Raw genomic sequence first — 19,779 nt, 5'->3', positions numbered from 1 at the left:
CGAGGCCGCGCCGTCCCACGGGCCAAGCCGACGACAGACTGATAGTGTCGGGCATTGGGGCGACTGCGCGATGTGGAAAGCGCCCGTCGATCGAGGCGATTTTTGTAGATCGTATATTGCAACTCGCTCGCAATTTCATTTAAGCGCGGGGCCGTCTTCAGGAGGCTCCGCATGTCTTTCGTCTCGTCCGCCTTGTCGCTGCGCCGGTCATCCGGCTTGCTGGCCGGTTCCGCCCTGCTGGCTGGAACGGCTTTCGCCTCGACCGCCGCCGCCCAGGCGACGCGGCAGGAGGTCGAGGTGGGTCGGGTCGAGGATGTGGTGGTGACGGCGGCGCGGACGATCCTGCCGGCCAGCGCCCTGCCGATGACGGTGGATGTCATCGACCGCAAGAGCCTGTCGGAACAGGTGGCCATCAGCGGCTCGGTGATCGACGCGGTCGCGACCCTGTCGCCGTCCTTCTCGCCGACGCGGCAGAAGCTGACGGGCTCGGGCGAAAGCTTGCGGGGGCGCTCGCCGCTGTACGCCATCAACGGCATTCCGCAATCGACGCCGATCCGCGACGGCTCGCGCGACGGCTATACGATCGACCCCTTCTTCGTGGACCGGGTGGAGCTGATCTACGGCTCCAACGCCCTTCAGGGCATCGGCGCCACCGGCGGCGTGGTCAATCAGGTGACGGTGGGGGCGCCGACCCGGGACGGACTGACGGGCCGGACGCTGGCCCAGGTCTCAAGCTCGGGCGGGCCGGAGGGCGACGGGATCGGGGCCAAGCTGGGCGGCCTGGCCGCCTATCGCCATGGCGATCTCGATGGCGTCTTCGGCGTCGCCTATGACCAGCGCGGGGCCTTCTATGACGCCAACGGTCGTCGCGTCGGCGTCGACAACACCCAGGGAGAGGTGCAGGATTCCAAGGCCCTGTCCTTCTTCGGCCGCTTCGGCTGGAACCTGACCGACACGGTGCGGCTGGACCTTCTGGCCAATCGCTTCGAGCTGAAGGGCGACGGGGACTATGTCATCGTTCCCGGCGACCGCACCGTCGGCCGTCCGGCCAGCAGCCGGCGCGGCCGGATAGAGGGCGAGCCCGCCGGCAACCGGGGCGAGACGGTCTCGGCCTCGCTGACCGACAGCGATCTGTGGGGCGGCGATTTCAGCGCCCAGGTCTTCTTCAACCGCACGCGAGACACCTTCGGCGGCGACCGTTCCAACACCATGCAGGACGCCCGCATCGCGCCGATCGGAACCCTGTTCGACCAGTCCTCGAACCGCTCGCGCAAGCTGGGCGCGCGGGCCAGCTACGAACGGGCCGTGCCGGGCGTGCCGGGCCTGACCGCGACCCTGGGTCTGGACGCGATGACCGACCGCACCGAGCAGCGTCTGATCGCCACCAACCGCGCCTGGGTGCCGCCGACCGAGTTCCAGAGCGTCGCCCCCTTCGTTCAGGCCAATATGCGTCTGTTCGACGGCAAGGTGCGTCTGGCGGGCGGCGTGCGTCAGGAGAGCGTCGAGCTGTCGGTCGACGACTTCACCACCCTGGCCTCCTATGGCTCGCGTCGCGTGACGGGCGGCAAGCCCAGGTTCGAGGCCACCCTGGTCAATGGCGGCGTCGTCTATGAACCGCTGGAGGGGGTGCGCGCCTACGCCAGCTACGCCGAGGGCTATACCGTGCCGGACGTCGGCCGCATCCTGCGCTCGATCAATGTCGACGGGGTCAAGGTCGACGGCTTCCTCGACATCAGTCCGGTGATCTCGGACAATCAGGAGATCGGCCTGGAGGTGAAGCGCGGGCCGTTCGAGGCCAGCGCGACCTATTTCTGGTCCGCGTCGGATCTGGGTCAGTTCCTGGTCCGAAACGCCGACGGAATCTACGACGTGCAGCGGCAAGCGGTCGAGATCGAGGGCCTGGAGCTGAATGTGAGCGCCCGCACCCCGATCGAGGGGCTGACGCTCTCGACCGGCTACGCCCGTTTGCGCGGCCAGACCGACACCAATGACGACGGGCGGGTGGATCGCGATCTGGACGGGGCCAACATCTCGCCGGATCGCATCAACGCCGCCGCCGTCTATGCCAACGGCCCCCTGTCGGCGCGCCTGCAGGTTCAGACCTATCTGGCGCGCGACTTCGAGGGCGGCGATCCGCGCAACAATTTCGAAGGCTATACCGTGGCGGATGCCTATGTGCGCTACGACTTCGCGTTCGGCGGCGTGTCGCTGGCGGTGCAAAACCTCTTCAATGCGGACTATGTGACCTACGCCTCGGACACCAGCAATCCGACCGATAATCTGCGCTATTTCGCCGGTCGGGGCCGGTCCTTCACCCTCGGGTGGGACCGTCGTTTCTGATGCGTCTGGTTCGACTGGCGCATCGCTGGGCCGGGGGGCTGGTCGGGCTTCTGTTGTTCGTGCTTGGGCTGACCGGGACGATCCTGGTGTTCAAGGACGACTGGCTGCGGGCCGTCGTGCCCCACGCCGGCGAGGCGCGGGAGGCGGACCCGCAACGGATCGGTGCGGCGCTGGACCGGGTGTTTTCCGCCGCCGACCGGCCGCGCTCGGTCGTTCTGGCGGACGACCGGCTGGGCGTTCACCGCCTGAACTATGAAGACAAGACGCGCGGGGCCTACGCCGCCCAGTCGGGTCAGGTCGTCGCGCGCTGGGACAGTCTGTGGGTGCGGCCCGAACTCTGGCTGTTCGACCTGCACCACTATCTGCTGATCGGCGATGTCGGAAAGACCATCGCCGGGATCGCGGGCCTGGCGGGTCTGGGTTTCGTCGTCAGCGGCGTGATCCTGTGGTGGCCGACGCGGCGGACATTCGTCTTCGCCGTCCTGCCCAGGACCTTGAAGCGGGCCGGGATCGTCAAACATCACCGCGACATGGGCGTCTGGGCCGCGCCGGTGCTGGCGCTGGTCATGACGACCGGGGCCATCCTGGCCTTGCCCCTGTACGACGGCCTGGCCATGGCCCTGTCGCCGGGCAAGAACCTGAAGGCCGTTATGGCCGCGCCGAAGGTCGAGGGCGGCGCGCTGTCGCCCGATCTGGACTGGCCCGCCATGATGACGGCGGCGCAAAACCGTTTCCCCGACGCCAAGCCGCGTATCCTGTCCCTGCCGACCAAGCCTGGCGGGCTGATCGGCCTGCGCCTGCGAAGGGCGGCGGAATGGCTGCCCAACGGCCGGACCCAGGTGTGGTTCGACCCTGCCGATGGCCGCATCGTCGGCGCCCGTGACGCCCTGACCCTGCCGCTGGGATTGCGGGTCGCCAACGCCCAATATCCTATCCACGCAGCCAAGGTCGGGGGACTGGCCTATCGGCTGGTCGTGGCTGTGGCGGGCCTGGCGTTGACGCTTCTGGGATCACTGGCCGTCGTCACCTTCTGGGGCAACCCGAGCGGATCGCCCAAACGACGACGCAAGAAGGCCTGAGCGCCAAGGGCCGATGACGGCTTGTGGACGTCGGCTTCGAACGGGGAGCGAGTGACCGCTCGCGTCGTATTTTCTGGCGGATGCCAAAAGCCCGTGAACCAAAGTATATCCGGCGCATCCCAAAGCCATGCTGGCGTAAACCCGATGCGGCATGGCTTCGGCGCCGGGGTTCGCTAGAATGGAACCCGTTCAGGCGGCGATCGTCGGCTGGATGCAAACAGGAAACCCAGATGCCAGACGACAGTCGTCGACACATGGCGGCGCACGGGGTTTTGGGACGGGGCTGAGGGATCGGTCTCGTCTTGAGGGCTGTGCGGCCGTCGAGGAGTGAGAGACATGAACCTCGTCCTTCAGGCGCGGCGGGCGGCCGTATCGCCGACCTGCCTGCGCGTTCGCGCGATGACGAAAACACCGCTTTGGGGTCGTCCGTGGTTTGTGCGGGCCGGGCTGATGCTGGGCGCCTATCAGGCGCGCGGCGTCGAGGGTGGGCTTCGGCCATGAGGCGCACGATCCGCATCCTCTGCAGGCCGCCGCATTCGGCTGTGCTGCATCCGCCGCGAGACCGCGCGCCCTAGCGGACGCCTGCGCCCCTTCGCGGGGCTGATCAGACCCTGACCCCTTTCGATCCGGCCGCAGACGGCGTCCGGCCCGGCCTTTCCGTGCGCGCTGCGTGCGGCGGGGTCGCGCCGCCCGTCTCGATGACGCCAGGAGACCCAAGCCATGAACACCATCGTCAAGTTCGCAGGGCGCGAACGCCGCCCGGTCGATGCAGGCGGGCCGCACCCCGCAGGGATTGCGGCCGACATCGCCATCACGCCCCGTTCCTCCGACGGCCTGACCGAAGAGGATGCGGCGCGTCGGCTGCTGCAGGACGGGCCGAACCTGGTGGCGCGCGAGCGCCGTCTGTCGGCCCCGGTGCAGTTCCTGCTGGCGTTTAGGAACCCGTTTATCGGCGTGCTGCTGGCCCTGGCGGCGATCAGCAGCGTCACCGACATCGTCCTGCCGATCCGGGCGAGCGAGGCGCCGGACTATGTCGGGGTGCTGATCATCCTCGTGATGGTGGGGCTGAGCGCGGTGCTGCGCTTCTGGCAGGAGTTCCGCTCGGCCCGGGCGGCCGAGGCGCTGAAGGCGATGGTCGGCAACTCGGCGACCGTGATGCGCCGCGCCGACGACGCCACGTCCGGCGAACTGCGTGAAATCCCGATGGCCCAGGTCGTTGTCGGCGACGTCGTCTATCTGTCGGCGGGCGACATGGTGCCAGCGGACGTGCGCCTGATCGATTCCCGCGATCTGTTCGTCAGCCAGGCGGCCCTGACCGGCGAGGCCATTCCGGTCGAGAAATACGACGCCCTGGGCGCCGTTTCGGCCAAGTCCGCCGAGGCGGGCGTCGCGGACGACAGCGATCCTCTGGACCGCCCCGGCGTCTGTTTCATGGGCTCCAACGTCGTCAGCGGCGCGGCGACGGCGCTGGTCGTCGCCACGGGGCCGCGCACCTATTTCGGGTCGCTGGCCAAGGCCATCGTCGGCTCGCGCGCCGAGACGGCCTTCGACCGGGGGGTGAACAGCGTGAGCTGGCTGCTGATCCGGTTCATGCTGGTCATGGTTCCCATCGTGCTGCTGGTGAACGGCTTCACCAAGGGCGACTGGATGAACGCCTTCCTGTTCGCCCTGGCGGTGGCGGTCGGGCTGACGCCGGAAATGCTGCCGATGATCGTGTCGTCCAATCTGGCCAAGGGGGCGATGGCGATGTCGCGCCGCAAGGTGGTGGTCAAGCGCCTGAACGCCATCCAGAATTTCGGCGCGATGGATGTGCTTTGCACCGACAAGACCGGCACCCTGACGCAGGACCGGATCATCCTGGCGCATCACCTGAACCTGTCGGGCGGCGCGGACGACCGGGTGCTGGAACTGGCCTGGCTGAACAGCCGTCATCAGAGCGGGGTCAAGAACCTGATGGACCGCGCCGTCGTGGACTTCGCCGGGCGTCGCCCGGAGGCCGTGGCCACGGCCGCCGCCTATCGCAAGATCGACGAACTGCCCTTCGACTTCGTGCGGCGTCGTCTGTCCATCGTGGTCGAGGACGAGCGGGGCGGACAGAGGCTGATCTGCAAGGGCGCGGTCGAGGAGATGCTGGCCATCTGCGTCGCCGTGCGCGACGGGCAGGGGACCCGGCCGCTGGACGACGCCGAGCGTCGCCGCCTGCAACTGATGGCGCGCGGCTATAACGCCGACGGCTTCCGCGTGCTGGTCGTGGCCACCCGCGCCGTGCCCGCCGATCAGGCCCGCATCCGTTACGGGGTCGAGGACGAGGCCGATCTGGTCGTCGAAGGCTTCCTGACCTTCCTCGATCCGCCCAAGGAGACGGCTCGCCCCGCCATCGCCGCCCTGGCCGAGCATGGGGTGACGGTGAAGGTCCTGACCGGCGACAATGCGGTGGTGACGGCCAAGATCTGCCGCGAGGTGGGTCTGGAGCCCGGCGAGCCGGTTCTGGGCCGCGACATCGAGGCGATGGACGACGCCGCCCTGGCCCGCCTGGTCGAGGAACGCGCCGTCTTCGCCAAGCTGACGCCGATGCAGAAGTCGCGTGTGCTGAAAAGCCTTCAGGCCAACGGCCACACGGTCGGCTTCCTGGGCGACGGCATCAACGACGCCCCGGCCCTGCGCGACGCCGACGTCGGCATCTCGGTCGACAGCGGCGCCGACATCGCCAAGGAATCCGCCGACATCATCCTGTTGGAAAAGAGCCTGATGGTTCTGGAGGAGGGCGTCATCAAGGGGCGCGAGACCTTCGGCAACATCATCAAATATCTGAACATGACGGCCAGCTCGAACTTCGGGAACGTCTTCTCGGTGCTGGTCGCCAGCGCCTTCATCCCCTTCCTGCCGATGCTGGCCATTCACCTGCTGATCCAGAACCTGATGTACGACTTCTCGCAACTGGCCCTGCCGTGGGATCGGGTGGACAAGGCGTTCCTGAAGACGCCGCGCAAATGGGACGCCAGGAACATCGGCCGGTTCATGGTGTGGATGGGGCCGACGTCGTCGATCTTCGACATCACGACCTTCGCGGTCATGTGGTTCGTGTTTTCGGCCAACTCGGTCCAGGTGCAGTCGCTGTTCCAGTCGGGCTGGTTCGTCGAGGGGCTGCTGTCCCAGACGCTGGTGGTGCATATGCTGCGGACCCGCAGGATTCCCTTCGTCCAGAGTACGGCGGCCCTGCCGGTCCTGCTGGCGACGGCTCTGGTGTGCGCGCTGGGCGTCTATCTGCCGTTTTCGCCGGTCGGGTCGATGATCGGCCTGACGCCTCTGCCACTGGCCTATTTCCCGTGGCTGGTCGGCATCCTGCTGGCCTACTGCGTGCTGACCCAGGGCGTGAAGACCCTGTACGTGCGCCGCTTCGGCCAGTGGTTCTGATCGGAGCCGTCCAGCCGGCGGTCGGCGGGATCGCCCCCGACCGCCCTTTTCCCGATTCAACCGTCTGGCCCTGTCCAGACTGACGTTCGTCCGCTGAGGACTGACCTTGCGGGGCGTCGCCACCGCTGGAACTGAGACGAAAGGACGGGTCATGACCGACTTCAACACCCTGGGGCAGGCGGTGCTGGCGCTGGGCGGCGCCTTTCTGCTGGGCGGACTGATCGGGTTCGAGCGGCAGTGGCGTCAGCGGCTGGCCGGGCTCAGGACCAACACCCTGGTCGCCCTGGGCGCCGCGACCTTCGTGCAGTTCTCGGCCCAGTTCGACGGCGACGCCAGCCCGACCCGCGTGGCGGCCCAGATCGTGTCCGGCATCGGTTTTCTGGGGGGCGGCATCATCTTCAAGGAAGGGCTGAACGTGCGCGGCCTCAACACCGCCGCGACCCTGTGGTGTTCGGCGGCGGTGGGGGCCATGTGCGGGGCGGGCTTCTTCTTCCACGCCGCCGTCGCCGCCGGCTTCGTCATCGCGGTCAACGCCCTGCTGCGGCCGCTGGTGCGACTGCTGGACCGCCAGCCCGTCAGCCATACCGAGCTGGAAAGCTGCTACGCCATCAGCGTGATCTGCCGCAGCGAGGCCGAGGCCCATGTCCGCGCCCTGCTGCTGGGCGGGCTGGGCGACAGGCTTCACATCCGCGAACTGGTCAGCGCCGATCTCACGGGGTCCACCAATGTCGAGGTGCGCGCCGCCATCCACGCCGAGAACCGGCAGGACCGTCTGGTCGAACAGATCGTCGGCCGCCTCAGCCTGGAACCCCGCATCACCGCCGCCCGCTGGCGCATCGCCGAGGCCTGACAAGCGGGCGACAAGAGCGGCGCCTTGACCTAAGCTGGGCGCCGGAAAGGGGACGACGGACTTGGCGAGCGCGGCGCGGATCAGATCGAACTACGCCGTCGTGCTGGCCGCCCTGGTCGTCGCCGTGGCGGCCATCTTCATCGCCGACACCGTGACCGACTATGCGGTCGCCGTGGCCATCTTCCATACGGCGGTGATGCTGGTGGCCACGCGGTTCGTGGGCGTGCGGGCGGTGGCGGCGCTGGCGACGGCGTGCGTGGTCCTGACCTGCCTCAGCTTCGTCCTGACGCCGGCGGGCGACTACAAGATCGGCCTGATCAACACCGGCATCAGCGTCGTGGCCATCGGCGTCACCGCCTATCTGGGCCTGAAGCTGAAGGGCGCGGAAGCGCAGGTGCATGAGGCCCGCGAACGCATCACCCGCATCGCCCGCCTGACCACCCTGGGTCAGCTGACCGCCTCCATCGCCCATGAGGTCAGCCAACCCTTGGCCGCCATCGCCACCAGCGCCGGAGCCGGTCGCCGCTGGCTGGTGCAGCCCGAGCCCAGGACGGAAAAGGCCCTGGCGGCCGTCGATCGCATCATCCGCGAGGCCGACCGCGCCAGCGAGATTCTGGACCGGGTGCGACGCCTGGCCCGCAACGAGGCGCCGGCCTCGTCCGTCTTCGATCTGAACGCCGCCGTGACCGAGATCATCGCCCTGTCGTCGTCGGCGGCGGGCGCCAGCGGCGCGATGATCGACGCCGACCTCGCCGAGGGCCTGCCGTCCGCCTTCGCCGATAGGGTGCAGGTGCAGCAGGTGGTCAGCAACCTGCTGCTGAACGGGATGGAGGCGCCCGCCGTTTCGAAACGTCTGCGTCGTCTCGCCGTCATGACCCGCGCAGTCGGGGATCGCCTGAGGGTCGCCGTCGCCGACGATGGCGAGGGGCTGTCGGCGGAGGCGGCCGAACATCTGTACGACGCCTTCTGGACCACCAAGGCCGGCGGCTTCGGCCTGGGCCTGACCATCTGCCGCGCCATCGTCGAGGCCAATGGCGGGCGCATCTGGACCGAGGCCTCGCCCCTGGGCGGCGCCTGTTTCGTCTTTGACCTGCCTGTCGCCGGAGACGACACATGAGTTCGGATCAATCCTCGCCTCAGGTTCCGGGGGCCACAGTCTATGTCATCGACGACGACGCCGCGCTGCGCGCCGGTCTGGCGGACCTGCTGGAGTCCGTCTCGCTGAACGCCCGCGTCTTTGCGTCGTTGCAGGATTTTCTGGCCGAGCCGCGCGGAGACGGCCCCGCCTGTCTGATCCTGGACGTGCGTATGCCGGGCCAGAGCGGCACGGACTTTCATCAGCAGATGGAGCGGCTGGGCGTCCATCTGCCGGTCATCTTCATCACCGGCCACGGCGACATCGCCATGGGGGTCAAGGCGATCAAGGACGGGGCGGTCGATTTCCTGACCAAGCCGTTCCGCGATCAGGAACTGCTGGACGCGGTTCAGGTCGCCCTCGAACGCGACCGCCAGCGGCTGGCCCGCGCCGTCTCGACCTCGTCGCTTCAGGACCGCTGGCGAAGCCTGACGCCCGGCGAACGCGACGTGGTGCGCCTGGTCGTGCGGGGCCAGTTGAACAAGCAGATCGCCGCCGAACTGGACGTCAAGGAAATCACCGTCAAAGTCCGCCGGGCCAAATCCATGAAGAAGATGGGCGCGGCGTCCCTGACCGATCTGGTGCGGATGGTCGACGAACTGGCGCCGCCGGAGCGCTGACGCCGACACGGTCGCGTCGGCGCCGATGTGGATTTTAGGAATCCTGTATGCGCGCGGCGGGGACTCGCATCGCCCCATTATGCGCCTTCGTGGTCCGATCTCGCTCTGGACGCCATGTTCCGCGAAACATTGCTAGGTTTGTCGCCGATTCGAATGCGGAGGCGGATGGCGTGAACTGGTATGCGAGGATGGCGCCGCATCTGGCGTTGGCGGCGCGCGAGAGGCTGAAACAGACCCCGGTTCGGGTGACGATGGGGCTGCTGATCGCCTGGGTCTTCTGGGTCGGCGGCCTTGGTCATCTGGTCGCGCCCTGGCTCGTCATCAGCACGGCGGTCCAGATCTACGAATATGCGGCGATGGAGCCCTATCGTCGGCGCCCTTCGGCCGAACTGGAGGCGCCGGCCTATGTGTTGGCGGCCCTGTCGGGTGCGGGCCTGTTCTCGGTCGCCTTCGCGATCGCCATCGGCGTGATGTGGAGCCAGGGGGATCAGGTGATGGCGGCCATCGCCGTCATGGCCATCGCCGGAACGCTGGTCAGCAATATGGTGTCCGGCATCGGGTCCCAGACCCTGTTCCTGATCGGCGCGCTGCCCTATTTCACGACCCTGTTCGCCATGCCCGTGATCGCGCCGGACCCGAGGTCGCCGGCCCTGCCGCCGCTGATCGGGTCGGTCGTCCTGCTGGTCGTGGCCGTGACGGTGATCTGGTCGCGATTGAAGTCGTCCAGGGCCCAGGAGCTGGCGGCGCTGGCGGAGGCGCAGAACCGTCTGGATCAGGCGCAGCAGGCCATGGCGGATCGCGCCGCGATGGCCGCCATCGTCAGCCATGAGCTTCGCACGCCGGTCAGCGCCATTCTGGCGGGCGCGCACGTCATCCGTCAGGGGCGTTCGCCCGAGACGACGCCGGAGACGGCGCAGCTGATCATGGACGCCGGCCGCCTGATGACCGGCATGCTCAACGATCTTCTGGACCATTCCAAGATCGAGGCGAGGGGCATGACGCTGGAGGTTCAGGACTTCGATCTGTCCACCTTCCTGACGGAGACCGGACGCTTCTGGGCGGCGGCCGCGGAGGAGAAGGGGCTGGCGCTGCACGTCGCGACGTTGAGCGAGGCCCTGTGGCTGAAAGGCGATCCGTTTCGCCTGCGCCAGATCGTCAACAATCTGATGTCCAATGCGGTGAAGTTCACGCCGCGCGGCGGCGCCGTGTCCCTGAATGTGACGACCCGAACCGGCGCGGACGGCCGGGTCGATCTGGTCCTTGAGGTGGCGGATCAGGGGCCGGGAATCCCGCCCGACGCCATGGCGCGTCTGTTCACCCCCTTCGCCCAAGGATCGGCGCAGGTCGCGCGGACCTATGGCGGGACGGGCCTGGGTCTGACCGTCAGCCGCGACCTGGCCCGCCTGATGGGGGGCGAACTGACCGCAAGAAGTGTGGCGGGGGAGGGCGCGATTTTCGAACTGGCGATCACCCTGTCTCCGGGCGTCGCGACCATAGAGCATCACGAGACGGCGGCCACGCCGACGGAGCAGAGCCGCCGGCTGCGAATCCTGGCGGTGGACGATCACGAGATCAACCGGCGCACGCTCGCTCTGGTCCTCAGCCCGCTGGACGCCGATCTCTCGATGGCGTCGGACGGCCTGTCCGCCCTGGAACTGCTGGCGATGCAGGCGTTCGACGTGGTGCTGATGGACGTGAACATGCCGGGGCTGGACGGCAACGAGACGACGCGACGACTGCGGGCGTCGGGGGGACTGAACGCGGCTACCCCGGTGATCGGCTTCAGCGCGGGGTCGGAGGCGGAGCAGGTCGCCGCCAGCCGGGCGGCCGGCATGACCGACTGGCTGGCCAAGCCGCTGGAACCGTCGCGTCTGTACGATGCGCTGGACCGGGCGGTGAAGGGCTGAGGACGCCTCGATCCGACGATCAAGCGAAGCCCCCAGGTCGATGGCCGGGGGCTTCGTGAAATCGCAGCTTCTGATTTAGGCTGCGGTCTTCCAGGCGGGACCGCTCAGATCGCCTTCAGCTGTTTGAGGATGGCGGTGAAGGTCGGCTCGGCGGCCTTGGCGCGATCCAGCGCCGCTCGCAGCGGGTCGGTCGCCGGACTGAAGTCGCCGCTTTCGACAGCCTCGATCATGTTGGTGAAGACCGGCGTGCAGTCGGTGTAGAAATCGGCATAGGGCGTCATCACGAACCCGAACTGCTGCAGCGCCTCTGCGTGCTGGCGCGCAGCAGCCTTCCAAGGTTTTCGCAGACCGTTGTATCCAAACCTCAGGCACACTCGTCCGCCCGCTCCCGTGAGCCGCATGAGATTGAAATGGAGCCCGAGTTCATCGTCCTCGGGGCCGAAGTCAATTTCGAACCAGGCCTGTTTGCTTTCGTCGACCTCCCAGTGTGCGGGCGCCGCAATGAGGTCGTCCTCGATATCGAAGTCGCCGCCCCATCCCATGGCGCGCGACCAGTCTTCGAGCGCTTCGGCGTGGGCCTTCCAGATGCGCTCTTCGATGAGATCGATGCGCGTCGCGGCGCTGTCGAGGTCCGCGATATGTTCAACGATCAGACGATCCAGTTCGGGCGAGCTCATGTTCAGCGGAGTCTTTCGATATGTTGAGCGAATTGGTCGGTAGCCTGGCGGACGAACGGCGTGCCGCTTTTTTCGGCGGCTAGACGGAAGGCGCGCGCGAGGCTTCGCCATGACAGCCACCGACACCGTTCGGACGGCAATCTGGTCGGATAGGGCGCCAGATAGATCAAGGCGGCATGCGCCTTGTCGCGCAACGACGCCGAGCGCTCGGCGGCAGCCGCGTACCGCTCAAGCTGGGCGGGCTGCAGCCCGGCATAAATCTTCACCTCAATGAAGACGGCGAAGTCATCGCCCTCAAGCACGACGTCCACCCGATCGGCCGCATCGGCCAACGGACAAACCTCGGTCGCTGTCCGCCGCAGGTTCCGCAGATTGAAGCCGAGATCGGCGCCTACTGCGGACCACAGGGCATCGGCGAACAACCGACCTTCCCCGTGGGAGCCGGAAGGGTCGAGAAACCACGCCAGAACGGCGGACGTGCGTATCTCATCGGTTCCCAGGCGGCTCACCGCCCAGATGTTGAGGTCCGCTGCGGAACGGTGATTCTGGTCCAGCAGCGGCCGCAGCCGTTCGAACATGCACCGGAGCGCGTCCGCATCCGCGACCGGCGCAACGGCCGTCTCCATTCCATTCGAGACGGATGCGCGCTGGAGCGAGCGCCAGTCCTCGAAAAAGCGCGCAAGGCGGTGCGTGATCGGCGCGGGTTCAAGGGCCTGCATCTTTGAGAACAGCGCCTGCAGGTTGTCGGTCAGGGCGGCCTCACTCATCGTCATCCCCAAGCGCCTCCAAACCTGGCCCCAGTGTTACGTTGCAGTTCGAACTGCTTGCGCGGTTCACCGATCAAGAGACGACCAACCTCGACGATCGACGCCCTCCGTCGGTTCACACTACGCCCCTAAGTTTTCACCCACATCGTGTAAAGCAACTTCTACGAGTAAATAAACCCATAATTCCTGGCTTGATTGTACGGCGATCAACCGCGATAGGGTCGATTGCGGGCCCATCGCACTGCTTCAGACGGGTCTCAGTTTTTAGTTGCCTTCAACGGGCCAGAAGACTGCAGGAGCGCCAGGAGGGCGAAGCTGGCCAGCCAGTGTTCGCCCATATAGTCGCCGGTGACGTGGGGAAGGGCGGCGTCGAGATGGCGTTGCGCGGCGTCGGTCGCGATGGCGTGCAGCGGGTCGGAGGCCGGTTGGGATGAGGCGATCGCTCGCCAGCACCAGGCCCGGCTCAGGTTCAGGCCGTCCAGATGGGCGATCTTGCCGTCGGTGCGATCGCTGACGCGGGCGGGCGACAGCAGGGTCGAGGGTTCGTTTTCCGCCAGGCGCGGCAGGAAGGCGGCGAACCAGACGCGGTATTCGGCGGCCGGCAGAACGCGCCGCATCAACTCCGCCTCCATAAGGGCGGGCGACAGAAACTCGTCTTGCGACGGTTCCCACGCCTGGCAGTCGCGGTCGCTTGAATGCCATTGCAGAGCGGCCTTGCGACACAAGGCGGCCAAATCCGCATCGTGGGCGTCGGCGTAATCCAGCGTCAGACGAAGGGCGAAGGCCGTGTTGGAATGGACGCCGACACGGATGGGATAATCCGCCAGAGGCAGGAAGGCCTTGAAGCGTTCGACAAAGACCTGGGCAAGCGGTCGCACGGCCGCGAACCAGCGGCGGCCTTCATCCGTTTCATGGCGACCGAGCTCGGCGGCGAGCATCAGCAGCCAGGCCCAGCCGTAGGGCCGTTCGAACCCTCGCGATTCGGGACGGGCCAGATAGGCCATCTCGCCAGCGACGTTTTCGGGCGTGAACAGGCTGTCGGCCCTGGCGCGGATCTCGTCCGCTTCCGCCATGTCGGGGTGGAGGCGATACAGGGTGAACAGGGTCCACCAACCGTGAACGCAGGAATGCCAGTCGAAGCTGCCGAAGAAGATCGGATGCAGATCACGCGGCGTTCGCGCGTCCTGAGGGCCGGTCAGCACATGCTGGATGATGTTCGGATATTCACGCATCACATGGCCAAGGGCGGTAGAGGCGAAGCGGGAAGCGAGCGCGGCGTCGATCTGGGGCATGTCAGAACCGGAAGGCGAGGAAGTACATCAGCAGGATATTGGCCGCGAGCATGAGGGCGGCCGTGGGCAGTTGGGCGCGGATGACCCCGTTCAGGGGCGCATTGCGATCCGGCAGTTCGAGCAGATTGGCGGGCACGACGTTGAAGTTCGCCGCCATCGGCGTCATCAGCGTTCCGCAGAAACCCGCCAGCATGCCTATGGCGCAGACGATCGCCGGGTCGCCGCCGAACTTGTGGACCACGATCGGCAGGCCGATGGCGGCGGTCATGACCGGGAAGGCGGCGAAGGCGTTGCCCATGATGACGGTGAACAGAGCCATGCCGATGCAATAGGCCAGGACGGCGAGGAAGGCCGAGGTCATCGGCATGACCTGCGACACCAGATCGCCGACGACCTGGCCCACGTCTGCGGCGAGAAACACCGCGCCCAGCGAGGCCAGCATCTGCGGCAGGAGGGCGGCCCAGCCGATGGAATCCATCAGTCGACGCCCCTCCTGGACCGGCGCCATGACCGGCGGTCGAAACCAGACCATGGCGACGACCAAGGCGGCGACACAGCCCAGGCCCAGCGAAATCAGGGTGGTTTGCACGGGAGAGATCAGCCCGGCTCCGACCGGCGTGTATTTGGCCAGAAGCGTCCCGCCGACAGCGACCAGAGGCACCATCAGGGCGGGCGCGAACAGGGCGTTGCGCCGACGTGACGCGCTGGCCTGGCGTTGTTCCGCCGTGGTCGTGACGGGCTTGCCGACGCCAAGCCTGCCCATCGCGCCGATCACGACCAGGGCGATGACCAGGAGGCCGTTGCCGAAATCGCCCAGCCACGAGCCGAACAGCAGGGAAACGGCGATCAGCCCCCACAACAGGACGCTGCGGAACCGGGTCGGGTTGAGCGGATCGCGCAGGCTGAGGACCGAAAAGGCGGCGAACATCAGTCCGGTCGCGACATAGGCGTGTTCGAGGGTGATCATCGACCGATTTCCGGCTCGGGCTGCGTGTCGTCCGCGGCATCCGGGACGGCCATGTCCTTGCCGATCTGCCGGTCGAACATCAGCAGGCGCCCGCCGTGAACCAGCAGGGCGACGATGGCGGTGGGAATGGCCCAAAGGGAGACGTGCAGAGCCTCGACCCGCACCCCGGCCTGCTCCAGGAAGGCGACGATCAGGACGATGGAGCCGATGGCGATGAAGATGTCCTCGCCGAAGAACAGGCCGATATTGTCGGTGCCGGCCGCCATGCTGCGAATGCGGAAGCGCGCCTTGTTCGTCAGCGGGCCATGCTCGGTCTCCGCGGCGCCTTCGGCCATCGGCGCGATCAGCGGACGCACCATCTGCGGATGGCCGCCCAGGGAGGTCAGGCCAAGGGCCGAGGTCGCCTGCCGGACGACCAGATAGGTGAACATCAATCGCCCGGCGGTCGCCGCCTTGACCTGGGTGACGAGATCACGCGCCCTTTCTTGCAGCCCGGCGCGCTCCAGCAATCCGATGACCGGCAGCACCAGCCAGGTGATGTGGAAGTATCGGTTGTCGTTGAACGCCTTTCCAAACCGGCTGATCGTGTCGATCCCGGCCGTCACCAGGTCGCGGGCGTCGACGCCGGGACCGACCGCCGCCAGCACCCCCGTCGTGATGGCGGCCGCCAGAATGACGACCAGCGGATTGATCCGGGCGACGAAGCCCGCGACCACCACCGCGATTCCAATAAGCACCAGCATGGTTCATCCCCCTCTGCAGAAAGGATCGCGTGCTTCGGTCGGCGGCGAAAGCCTCATTCGCCGAAGCCGCCGCCGCCGGGTGTTTCGATGACGAAGACATCCCCGGGCGACATCGAAACCTCGGCCGTCGAACCGGGCGTTTCGACGGTTCCGTTCGCCCGTTCGATGCGGTTGATCCCTGTCGCACCGGATGCGCCGCCCTCGACGCCGAACGGCGCGACGCGGCGGTGGTTGGACAGGATGGCGGCGCTCAGCGGTTCAAGGAAACGCACGCGCCTCACCGCGCCGTCGCCACCGCGCCAGCGGCCCTCGCCGCCTGAGCCGCGACGGATCGCGAACTCTTCCAAGAGGACGGGAAAGCGTGTCTCCAGCACCTCCGGGTCGGTCAGGCGGCTGTTGGTCATGTGGGTCTGGACCGCGCTGGTTCCGTCGAAACCGGGGCCCGCGCCGGAGCCGCCGGCGATGGTCTCATAGTATTGGCGCGTATCATCCCCGAAGGTGAAGTTGTTCATCGTCCCCTGGCTGGCGGCCAGTACGCCCAGGGCGCCGTAAAGCGTGTCGACGACCGCCTGACTGGTCTCGACATTGCCGGCGACCACGGCGGCCGGATAGCGGGGATTCAGCATCGATCCTTCCGGCACGATCAACTCGATCGGCTTCAGGCATCCCTCGTTCAGAGGAATGGCGTCATCGACCAGGGTGCGGAAGACATAGAGGGTCGCCGCCCTCGTGATCGACAGGGGCGCGTTGAAGTTGGTCGGTCTCTGTTCGCTGGTCCCGGTGAAGTCGACAACGGCGGTGCGGTTCGCTGGATCGACGTCGATGCGCACGCGAATGATCGCGCCGTCGTCCATCTCATAGGCGAAGGCGCCGGGTTTCAGGGCGGCGATGGCGCGACGGACGGCCTCTTCGGCATTGTCCTGAACATGGCCCATATAGGCCGAGACGACGGAGCGGCCGAACTCATCGGTCATTCGCTTCAGTTCGTCGGCGCCGCGGGTGCAGGACGCGATCTGGGCCTTCAGGTCAGCCAGGTTCTGATCGACGTTGCGGGATGGATAGCGGCCCGAGGCGAACAGGGCGCGGGTCTCCGCCTCGCGAAGCCGGCCTGAGTCCACCAGAAGAAAGTCGTCGATCAGCACGCCTTCGTCGTCCACCGTTCGCGACGAAGCGGGCATGGAGCCCGGCGTCGTCCCGCCGACGTCGGCATGGTGTCCCCGCGCGGCGACGAAGAATGTCGGCGCGTCGTCACAGTCCAGGAACACCGGCGTTATGACGGTGATGTCCGGCAGATGAGTGCCGCCATTATAGGGCGCGTTCAGCATATAGACGTCGCCACGCCGCATGCCGCGTCCATCGCGATCTTCTCCGCGCGATGCGATCACCGTGCGGATGCTCTCGCCCATCGACCCGAGGTGGACGGGAATGTGCGGCGCATTGGCGATCAGGGCGCCGGCGCCGTCGAAGATGGCGCAGGAGAAGTCCAGCCGCTCCTTGATGTTCACCGAATAGGCGGTGGCGCGCAGGGCCTCGCCCATCTGTTCGGCGCAGGCCATGAAGCGGCTGTTGAACACCTCCAGCATGATCGGATCGACCGCCGTGCCGATGGCCGTTCGAGCGGGCAGGGGGACGACGCGCTCCAGCAGCAGGTTGGCCTGAGCGTCGATGGTCGCGCGCCAGCCGGGTTCGACGACGGTGGTGCCGGTGTCTTCCAGCAGGATGGCCGGGCCGTCGACTGCATGGCCCGGTGCAAAGGCGTCGCGGCGATAGACGGGTGTCCGCCGATCCTCGCCCGCCATGCGGACGGTCAGTTCGGCGGCGATGTCCGGCGGGCCGGACGTAGCGAGGGGCTCCATGCTCAAAGGCGTCTGGCCTGACGGCCGCTCGCCGGAATGACCGATCGCCTCGACCTCAAGTGTTTCGACGACCAGGGCCTTGTTCTCGGCGAAGAAGCCGAACCGGCGGCGGTGCAGATCCTCGAACGCTTCAGCCATGGCCTCGGCTGGGCCGAAAGGCACGACGAGCGGCGTGTCGGACCCGGCGAACTTGATCTCGGCGCGGGCGTGGGTGGAGATGGCCTCGCTGGCGAAGCCCTGAGCGTGCAGGTCGGCCCGCGCGGCGTCGGCAAGGGCGGCGATGCGTTCGGCGAAGGCCGGATCGCGCGCCGGGTCCAGCGGGGCGGCCTCGGTCGCCTGCCGGATGGCGCGGACCTCCGCCAAGCCCATGCCATAGGCCGAAAGCACCCCGGCGAACGGGTGCAGCATGACCTTTGTCATCCCCAAGGCGTCGGCGACCAGACAGGCATGCTGTCCGCCCGCTCCGCCGAAACAGTTCAGCACATAGCGCGTCACGTCATAGCCGCGCTGGATCGAGATATTGCGGATCGCCTCGGCCATGTCCTGGACGGCGATGGTGACGAAACCCTCGGCCAGTTCGCCGGGCGTCGTCGCGCGTCCCGTCGCGGCTTCGACCTGGGCCGCCAAGGCTGTGAAGCTTTCGCGCACGGCCTCTGCGTCCAGCGGCTGGTCGGCGTTCGGGCCGAAGACGGCGGGAAAGAATTCCGGGCTCAACTTGCCCAGCATGATGTTGCAGTCCGTCACCGTCAGCGGCCCGCCGCGCCGATAGGCGACCGGTCCCGGAACGGCGCCGGCGGATTCCGGTCCGACCCGGAGACGCCCGCCGTCGAACCGGCAGATCGATCCGCCGCCGGCCGCGACGGTGTGGATGCTCAGCATCGGCGCGCGCAGACGCACGCCGGCCACCACGGCGTCGGACGTGCGTTCGTAATCGCCGGCGAAGTGGGACACGTCGGTCGAGGTGCCGCCCATGTCGAAGCCGATGGCGCGATCGAATCCCGCCGCCCTGGCCGTTTCCGCCATCGCGACCACGCCGCCGGCCGGTCCCGACAGGATGGCGTCCTTGCCCCGAAAGGCGTCGGCCGCCGTCAATCCGCCCGACGACTGCATGAACTGGAGCGGAGTCGCCTCGCCCAGATTGCAGCCGATCTGTTCGATATAGGCTCTCAGGATCGGCGACAGATAGGCGTCCGCCACGGTCGTATCGCCGCGCCCGATCAGCTTGATCAGCGCCCCGACCTCGTGACTGACCGACACCTGCTGGAACCCGACCTCGCGCGCGATCTGCGCCAGGCGCGCCTCATGCGCCGTGAACCGCCAACCGTGCATCAGGACGACGGCGACGGCGCGCAGTCCCGCCGCATAGGCGGCCGTCAGATCGGCGCGCGCCTTATCCTCGTCCAGCGCCTGATCCACGGTCCCGTCGGCCATGACCCGCTCGTCGATCTCCACGACGCGATCATAGAGTTGGTCGTTAAGGACGATGTTGCGCACGAACAGTTCGGGCCGCGCCTGCCAACCGATGCGCAGCGCGTCGCCGAAGCCCGCCGTGATCGCCAGCAAGGTCGGGGCGCCCTTGCGCTCCAGCAGCGCATTGGTCGCCACGGTCGTGCCCATCCGCACGTCCTCGACCAGACCGTGCGGCAGCGGGCCGTCCGGCGCGCCCACTGCGCGACGGATGCCCTCCACCGCCGCGTCGGCGTATTGCTCGGGATTGACCGAGAGCAACTTCTGCGTCCGAAGCGCGCCGTCAGGTGCGCGAGCCACCACGTCCGTAAAGGTGCCGCCCCGGTCGATCCAGAATCTCCAAGGACCGGACGGCGGCGTTTTCATAATCAAAGTCCTTCTTCGAGCGCTGTCAGCTTAACCGGCGTCGGCCGTGCTTACCCTGATGGGCCAACCGTCAGACAGTCGCCGCCAACCATACCGCCTCTGCTCTGGCATGAAAGCACCGCAGGGGGTGGGCGAATGACAAGGTTTTCTGGCTGTAGAAGGTGTTGTCGACCGCGCCGGAGGCGGTGAGGAAACTCCGGGCCAGGTTTCGCCCAAGAGGCATTCGCCGATCAGAGAGGTCTCTCTCAGACCGCCGAAAACCCCATGTCCGAGCGCGCGAACACACCGCAAGAATCGTC

The 19,779-nt window shown here is 67.3% G+C and carries 14 protein-coding genes; 8 read left to right on the top strand and 6 right to left on the bottom strand.

The window, feature by feature from the left end; translation table 11 throughout:
- Positions 1-171: 171 nt before the first annotated feature.
- From SH203_RS07875 to SH203_RS07845, 8 genes are all read left to right on the top strand, one after another.
- Positions 172-2,340 carry a TonB-dependent receptor gene (locus SH203_RS07875; protein WP_087120327.1) on the top strand — a complete coding sequence of 723 codons (2,169 nt, stop codon included), beginning with the start codon at positions 172-174 and terminating at the stop codon, positions 2,338-2,340.
- Positions 2,340-3,419, top strand: a complete 1,080-nt coding sequence (locus SH203_RS07870; protein WP_087120326.1) for a PepSY domain-containing protein — start codon at positions 2,340-2,342, stop codon at positions 3,417-3,419. Before SH203_RS07875 ends, SH203_RS07870 begins: the two co-directional genes overlap by 1 nt.
- Before the next feature lie 336 nt (positions 3,420-3,755).
- Complete coding sequence (locus tag SH203_RS15510; RefSeq protein WP_159457553.1) at positions 3,756-3,920, top strand: hypothetical protein; 165 nt, start codon at positions 3,756-3,758, stop codon at positions 3,918-3,920.
- A 219-nt stretch (positions 3,921-4,139) separates the two neighbouring features.
- Entirely contained in the window at positions 4,140-6,833 is a 2,694-nt protein-coding gene (mgtA, locus tag SH203_RS07865) for a magnesium-translocating P-type ATPase (protein WP_087120325.1), read from the top strand.
- A 151-nt stretch (positions 6,834-6,984) separates the two neighbouring features.
- Positions 6,985-7,683 (top strand): MgtC/SapB family protein, encoded by a 699-nt coding sequence (locus tag SH203_RS07860; RefSeq protein ID WP_087120324.1) that lies wholly within the window; start codon positions 6,985-6,987, stop codon positions 7,681-7,683.
- 61 nt (positions 7,684-7,744) lie between these two features.
- Positions 7,745-8,800: a sensor histidine kinase gene (locus tag SH203_RS07855; protein ID WP_200808856.1), complete on the top strand. Its 1,056-nt coding sequence runs from the start codon at positions 7,745-7,747 to the stop codon at positions 8,798-8,800.
- Entirely contained in the window at positions 8,797-9,438 is a 642-nt protein-coding gene (locus tag SH203_RS07850; protein WP_087120323.1) for a response regulator transcription factor, read from the top strand. The genes SH203_RS07855 and SH203_RS07850 overlap by 4 nt, the downstream gene beginning before the upstream one ends.
- Before the next feature lie 170 nt (positions 9,439-9,608).
- The gene (locus SH203_RS07845) at positions 9,609-11,345 is read left to right on the top strand and encodes an ATP-binding protein (RefSeq protein WP_234989427.1); all 1,737 of its coding nucleotides are present in this window, start codon (positions 9,609-9,611) and stop codon (positions 11,343-11,345) included.
- Positions 11,346-11,449: 104 nt separating this feature from the next.
- Here the strand turns inward: SH203_RS07845 and SH203_RS07840 are convergent, their stop codons facing one another.
- The 6 genes from SH203_RS07840 to SH203_RS07815 form a co-directional block, all read right to left on the bottom strand.
- Positions 11,450-12,022, bottom strand: a complete 573-nt coding sequence (locus tag SH203_RS07840) for a hypothetical protein (protein WP_087120321.1) — start codon at positions 12,020-12,022, stop codon at positions 11,450-11,452.
- A 2-nt stretch (positions 12,023-12,024) separates the two neighbouring features.
- Positions 12,025-12,789, bottom strand: coding sequence for a PD-(D/E)XK nuclease family protein (locus tag SH203_RS07835; protein WP_159457552.1), 765 nt, complete (start codon positions 12,787-12,789; stop codon positions 12,025-12,027).
- Positions 12,790-13,046: 257 nt separating this feature from the next.
- Positions 13,047-14,081: a DUF2891 domain-containing protein gene (locus tag SH203_RS07830; RefSeq protein ID WP_087120319.1), complete on the bottom strand. Its 1,035-nt coding sequence runs from the start codon at positions 14,079-14,081 to the stop codon at positions 13,047-13,049.
- A 1-nt stretch (position 14,082) separates the two neighbouring features.
- Positions 14,083-15,048: a DUF979 domain-containing protein gene (locus SH203_RS07825; protein ID WP_087120318.1), complete on the bottom strand. Its 966-nt coding sequence runs from the start codon at positions 15,046-15,048 to the stop codon at positions 14,083-14,085.
- A complete protein-coding gene (locus SH203_RS07820) occupies positions 15,045-15,791 on the bottom strand; it encodes a DUF969 domain-containing protein (RefSeq protein WP_087120317.1) in 747 nt (248 codons plus the stop codon). Before SH203_RS07820 ends, SH203_RS07825 begins: the two co-directional genes overlap by 4 nt.
- Before the next feature lie 53 nt (positions 15,792-15,844).
- Positions 15,845-19,480 carry a hydantoinase B/oxoprolinase family protein gene (locus SH203_RS07815; protein ID WP_087120316.1) on the bottom strand — a complete coding sequence of 1,212 codons (3,636 nt, stop codon included), beginning with the start codon at positions 19,478-19,480 and terminating at the stop codon, positions 15,845-15,847.
- Positions 19,481-19,779: the final 299 nt, after the last annotated feature.

This window comes from Brevundimonas sp. SH203, assembly GCF_002157625.1.
In the GTDB taxonomy this organism is placed as follows: Bacteria; Pseudomonadota; Alphaproteobacteria; order Caulobacterales; family Caulobacteraceae; genus Brevundimonas.
This window is presented reverse-complemented; position numbering and strand designations above follow the sequence as displayed.

Excerpts from the sequence above, each read along its gene's own strand:
- SH203_RS07875 (WP_087120327.1), top strand. The coding sequence starts at position 172 with ATGTCTTTCGTCTCGTCCGCCTTGTCGCTGCGCCGGTCATCCGGCTTG.
- SH203_RS07870 (WP_087120326.1), top strand. The coding sequence starts at position 2,340 with ATGCGTCTGGTTCGACTGGCGCATCGCTGGGCCGGGGGGCTGGTCGGG.
- SH203_RS15510 (WP_159457553.1), top strand. The coding sequence starts at position 3,756 with ATGAACCTCGTCCTTCAGGCGCGGCGGGCGGCCGTATCGCCGACCTGC.
- mgtA (WP_087120325.1), top strand. The coding sequence starts at position 4,140 with ATGAACACCATCGTCAAGTTCGCAGGGCGCGAACGCCGCCCGGTCGAT.
- SH203_RS07860 (WP_087120324.1), top strand. The coding sequence starts at position 6,985 with ATGACCGACTTCAACACCCTGGGGCAGGCGGTGCTGGCGCTGGGCGGC.
- SH203_RS07850 (WP_087120323.1), top strand. The coding sequence starts at position 8,797 with ATGAGTTCGGATCAATCCTCGCCTCAGGTTCCGGGGGCCACAGTCTAT.
- SH203_RS07840 (WP_087120321.1), bottom strand. The coding sequence starts at position 12,022 with ATGAGCTCGCCCGAACTGGATCGTCTGATCGTTGAACATATCGCGGAC.
- SH203_RS07835 (WP_159457552.1), bottom strand. The coding sequence starts at position 12,789 with ATGAGTGAGGCCGCCCTGACCGACAACCTGCAGGCGCTGTTCTCAAAG.
- SH203_RS07830 (WP_087120319.1), bottom strand. The coding sequence starts at position 14,081 with ATGCCCCAGATCGACGCCGCGCTCGCTTCCCGCTTCGCCTCTACCGCC.
- SH203_RS07825 (WP_087120318.1), bottom strand. The coding sequence starts at position 15,048 with ATGATCACCCTCGAACACGCCTATGTCGCGACCGGACTGATGTTCGCC.
- SH203_RS07820 (WP_087120317.1), bottom strand. The coding sequence starts at position 15,791 with ATGCTGGTGCTTATTGGAATCGCGGTGGTGGTCGCGGGCTTCGTCGCC.
- SH203_RS07815 (WP_087120316.1), bottom strand. The coding sequence starts at position 19,480 with ATGAAAACGCCGCCGTCCGGTCCTTGGAGATTCTGGATCGACCGGGGC.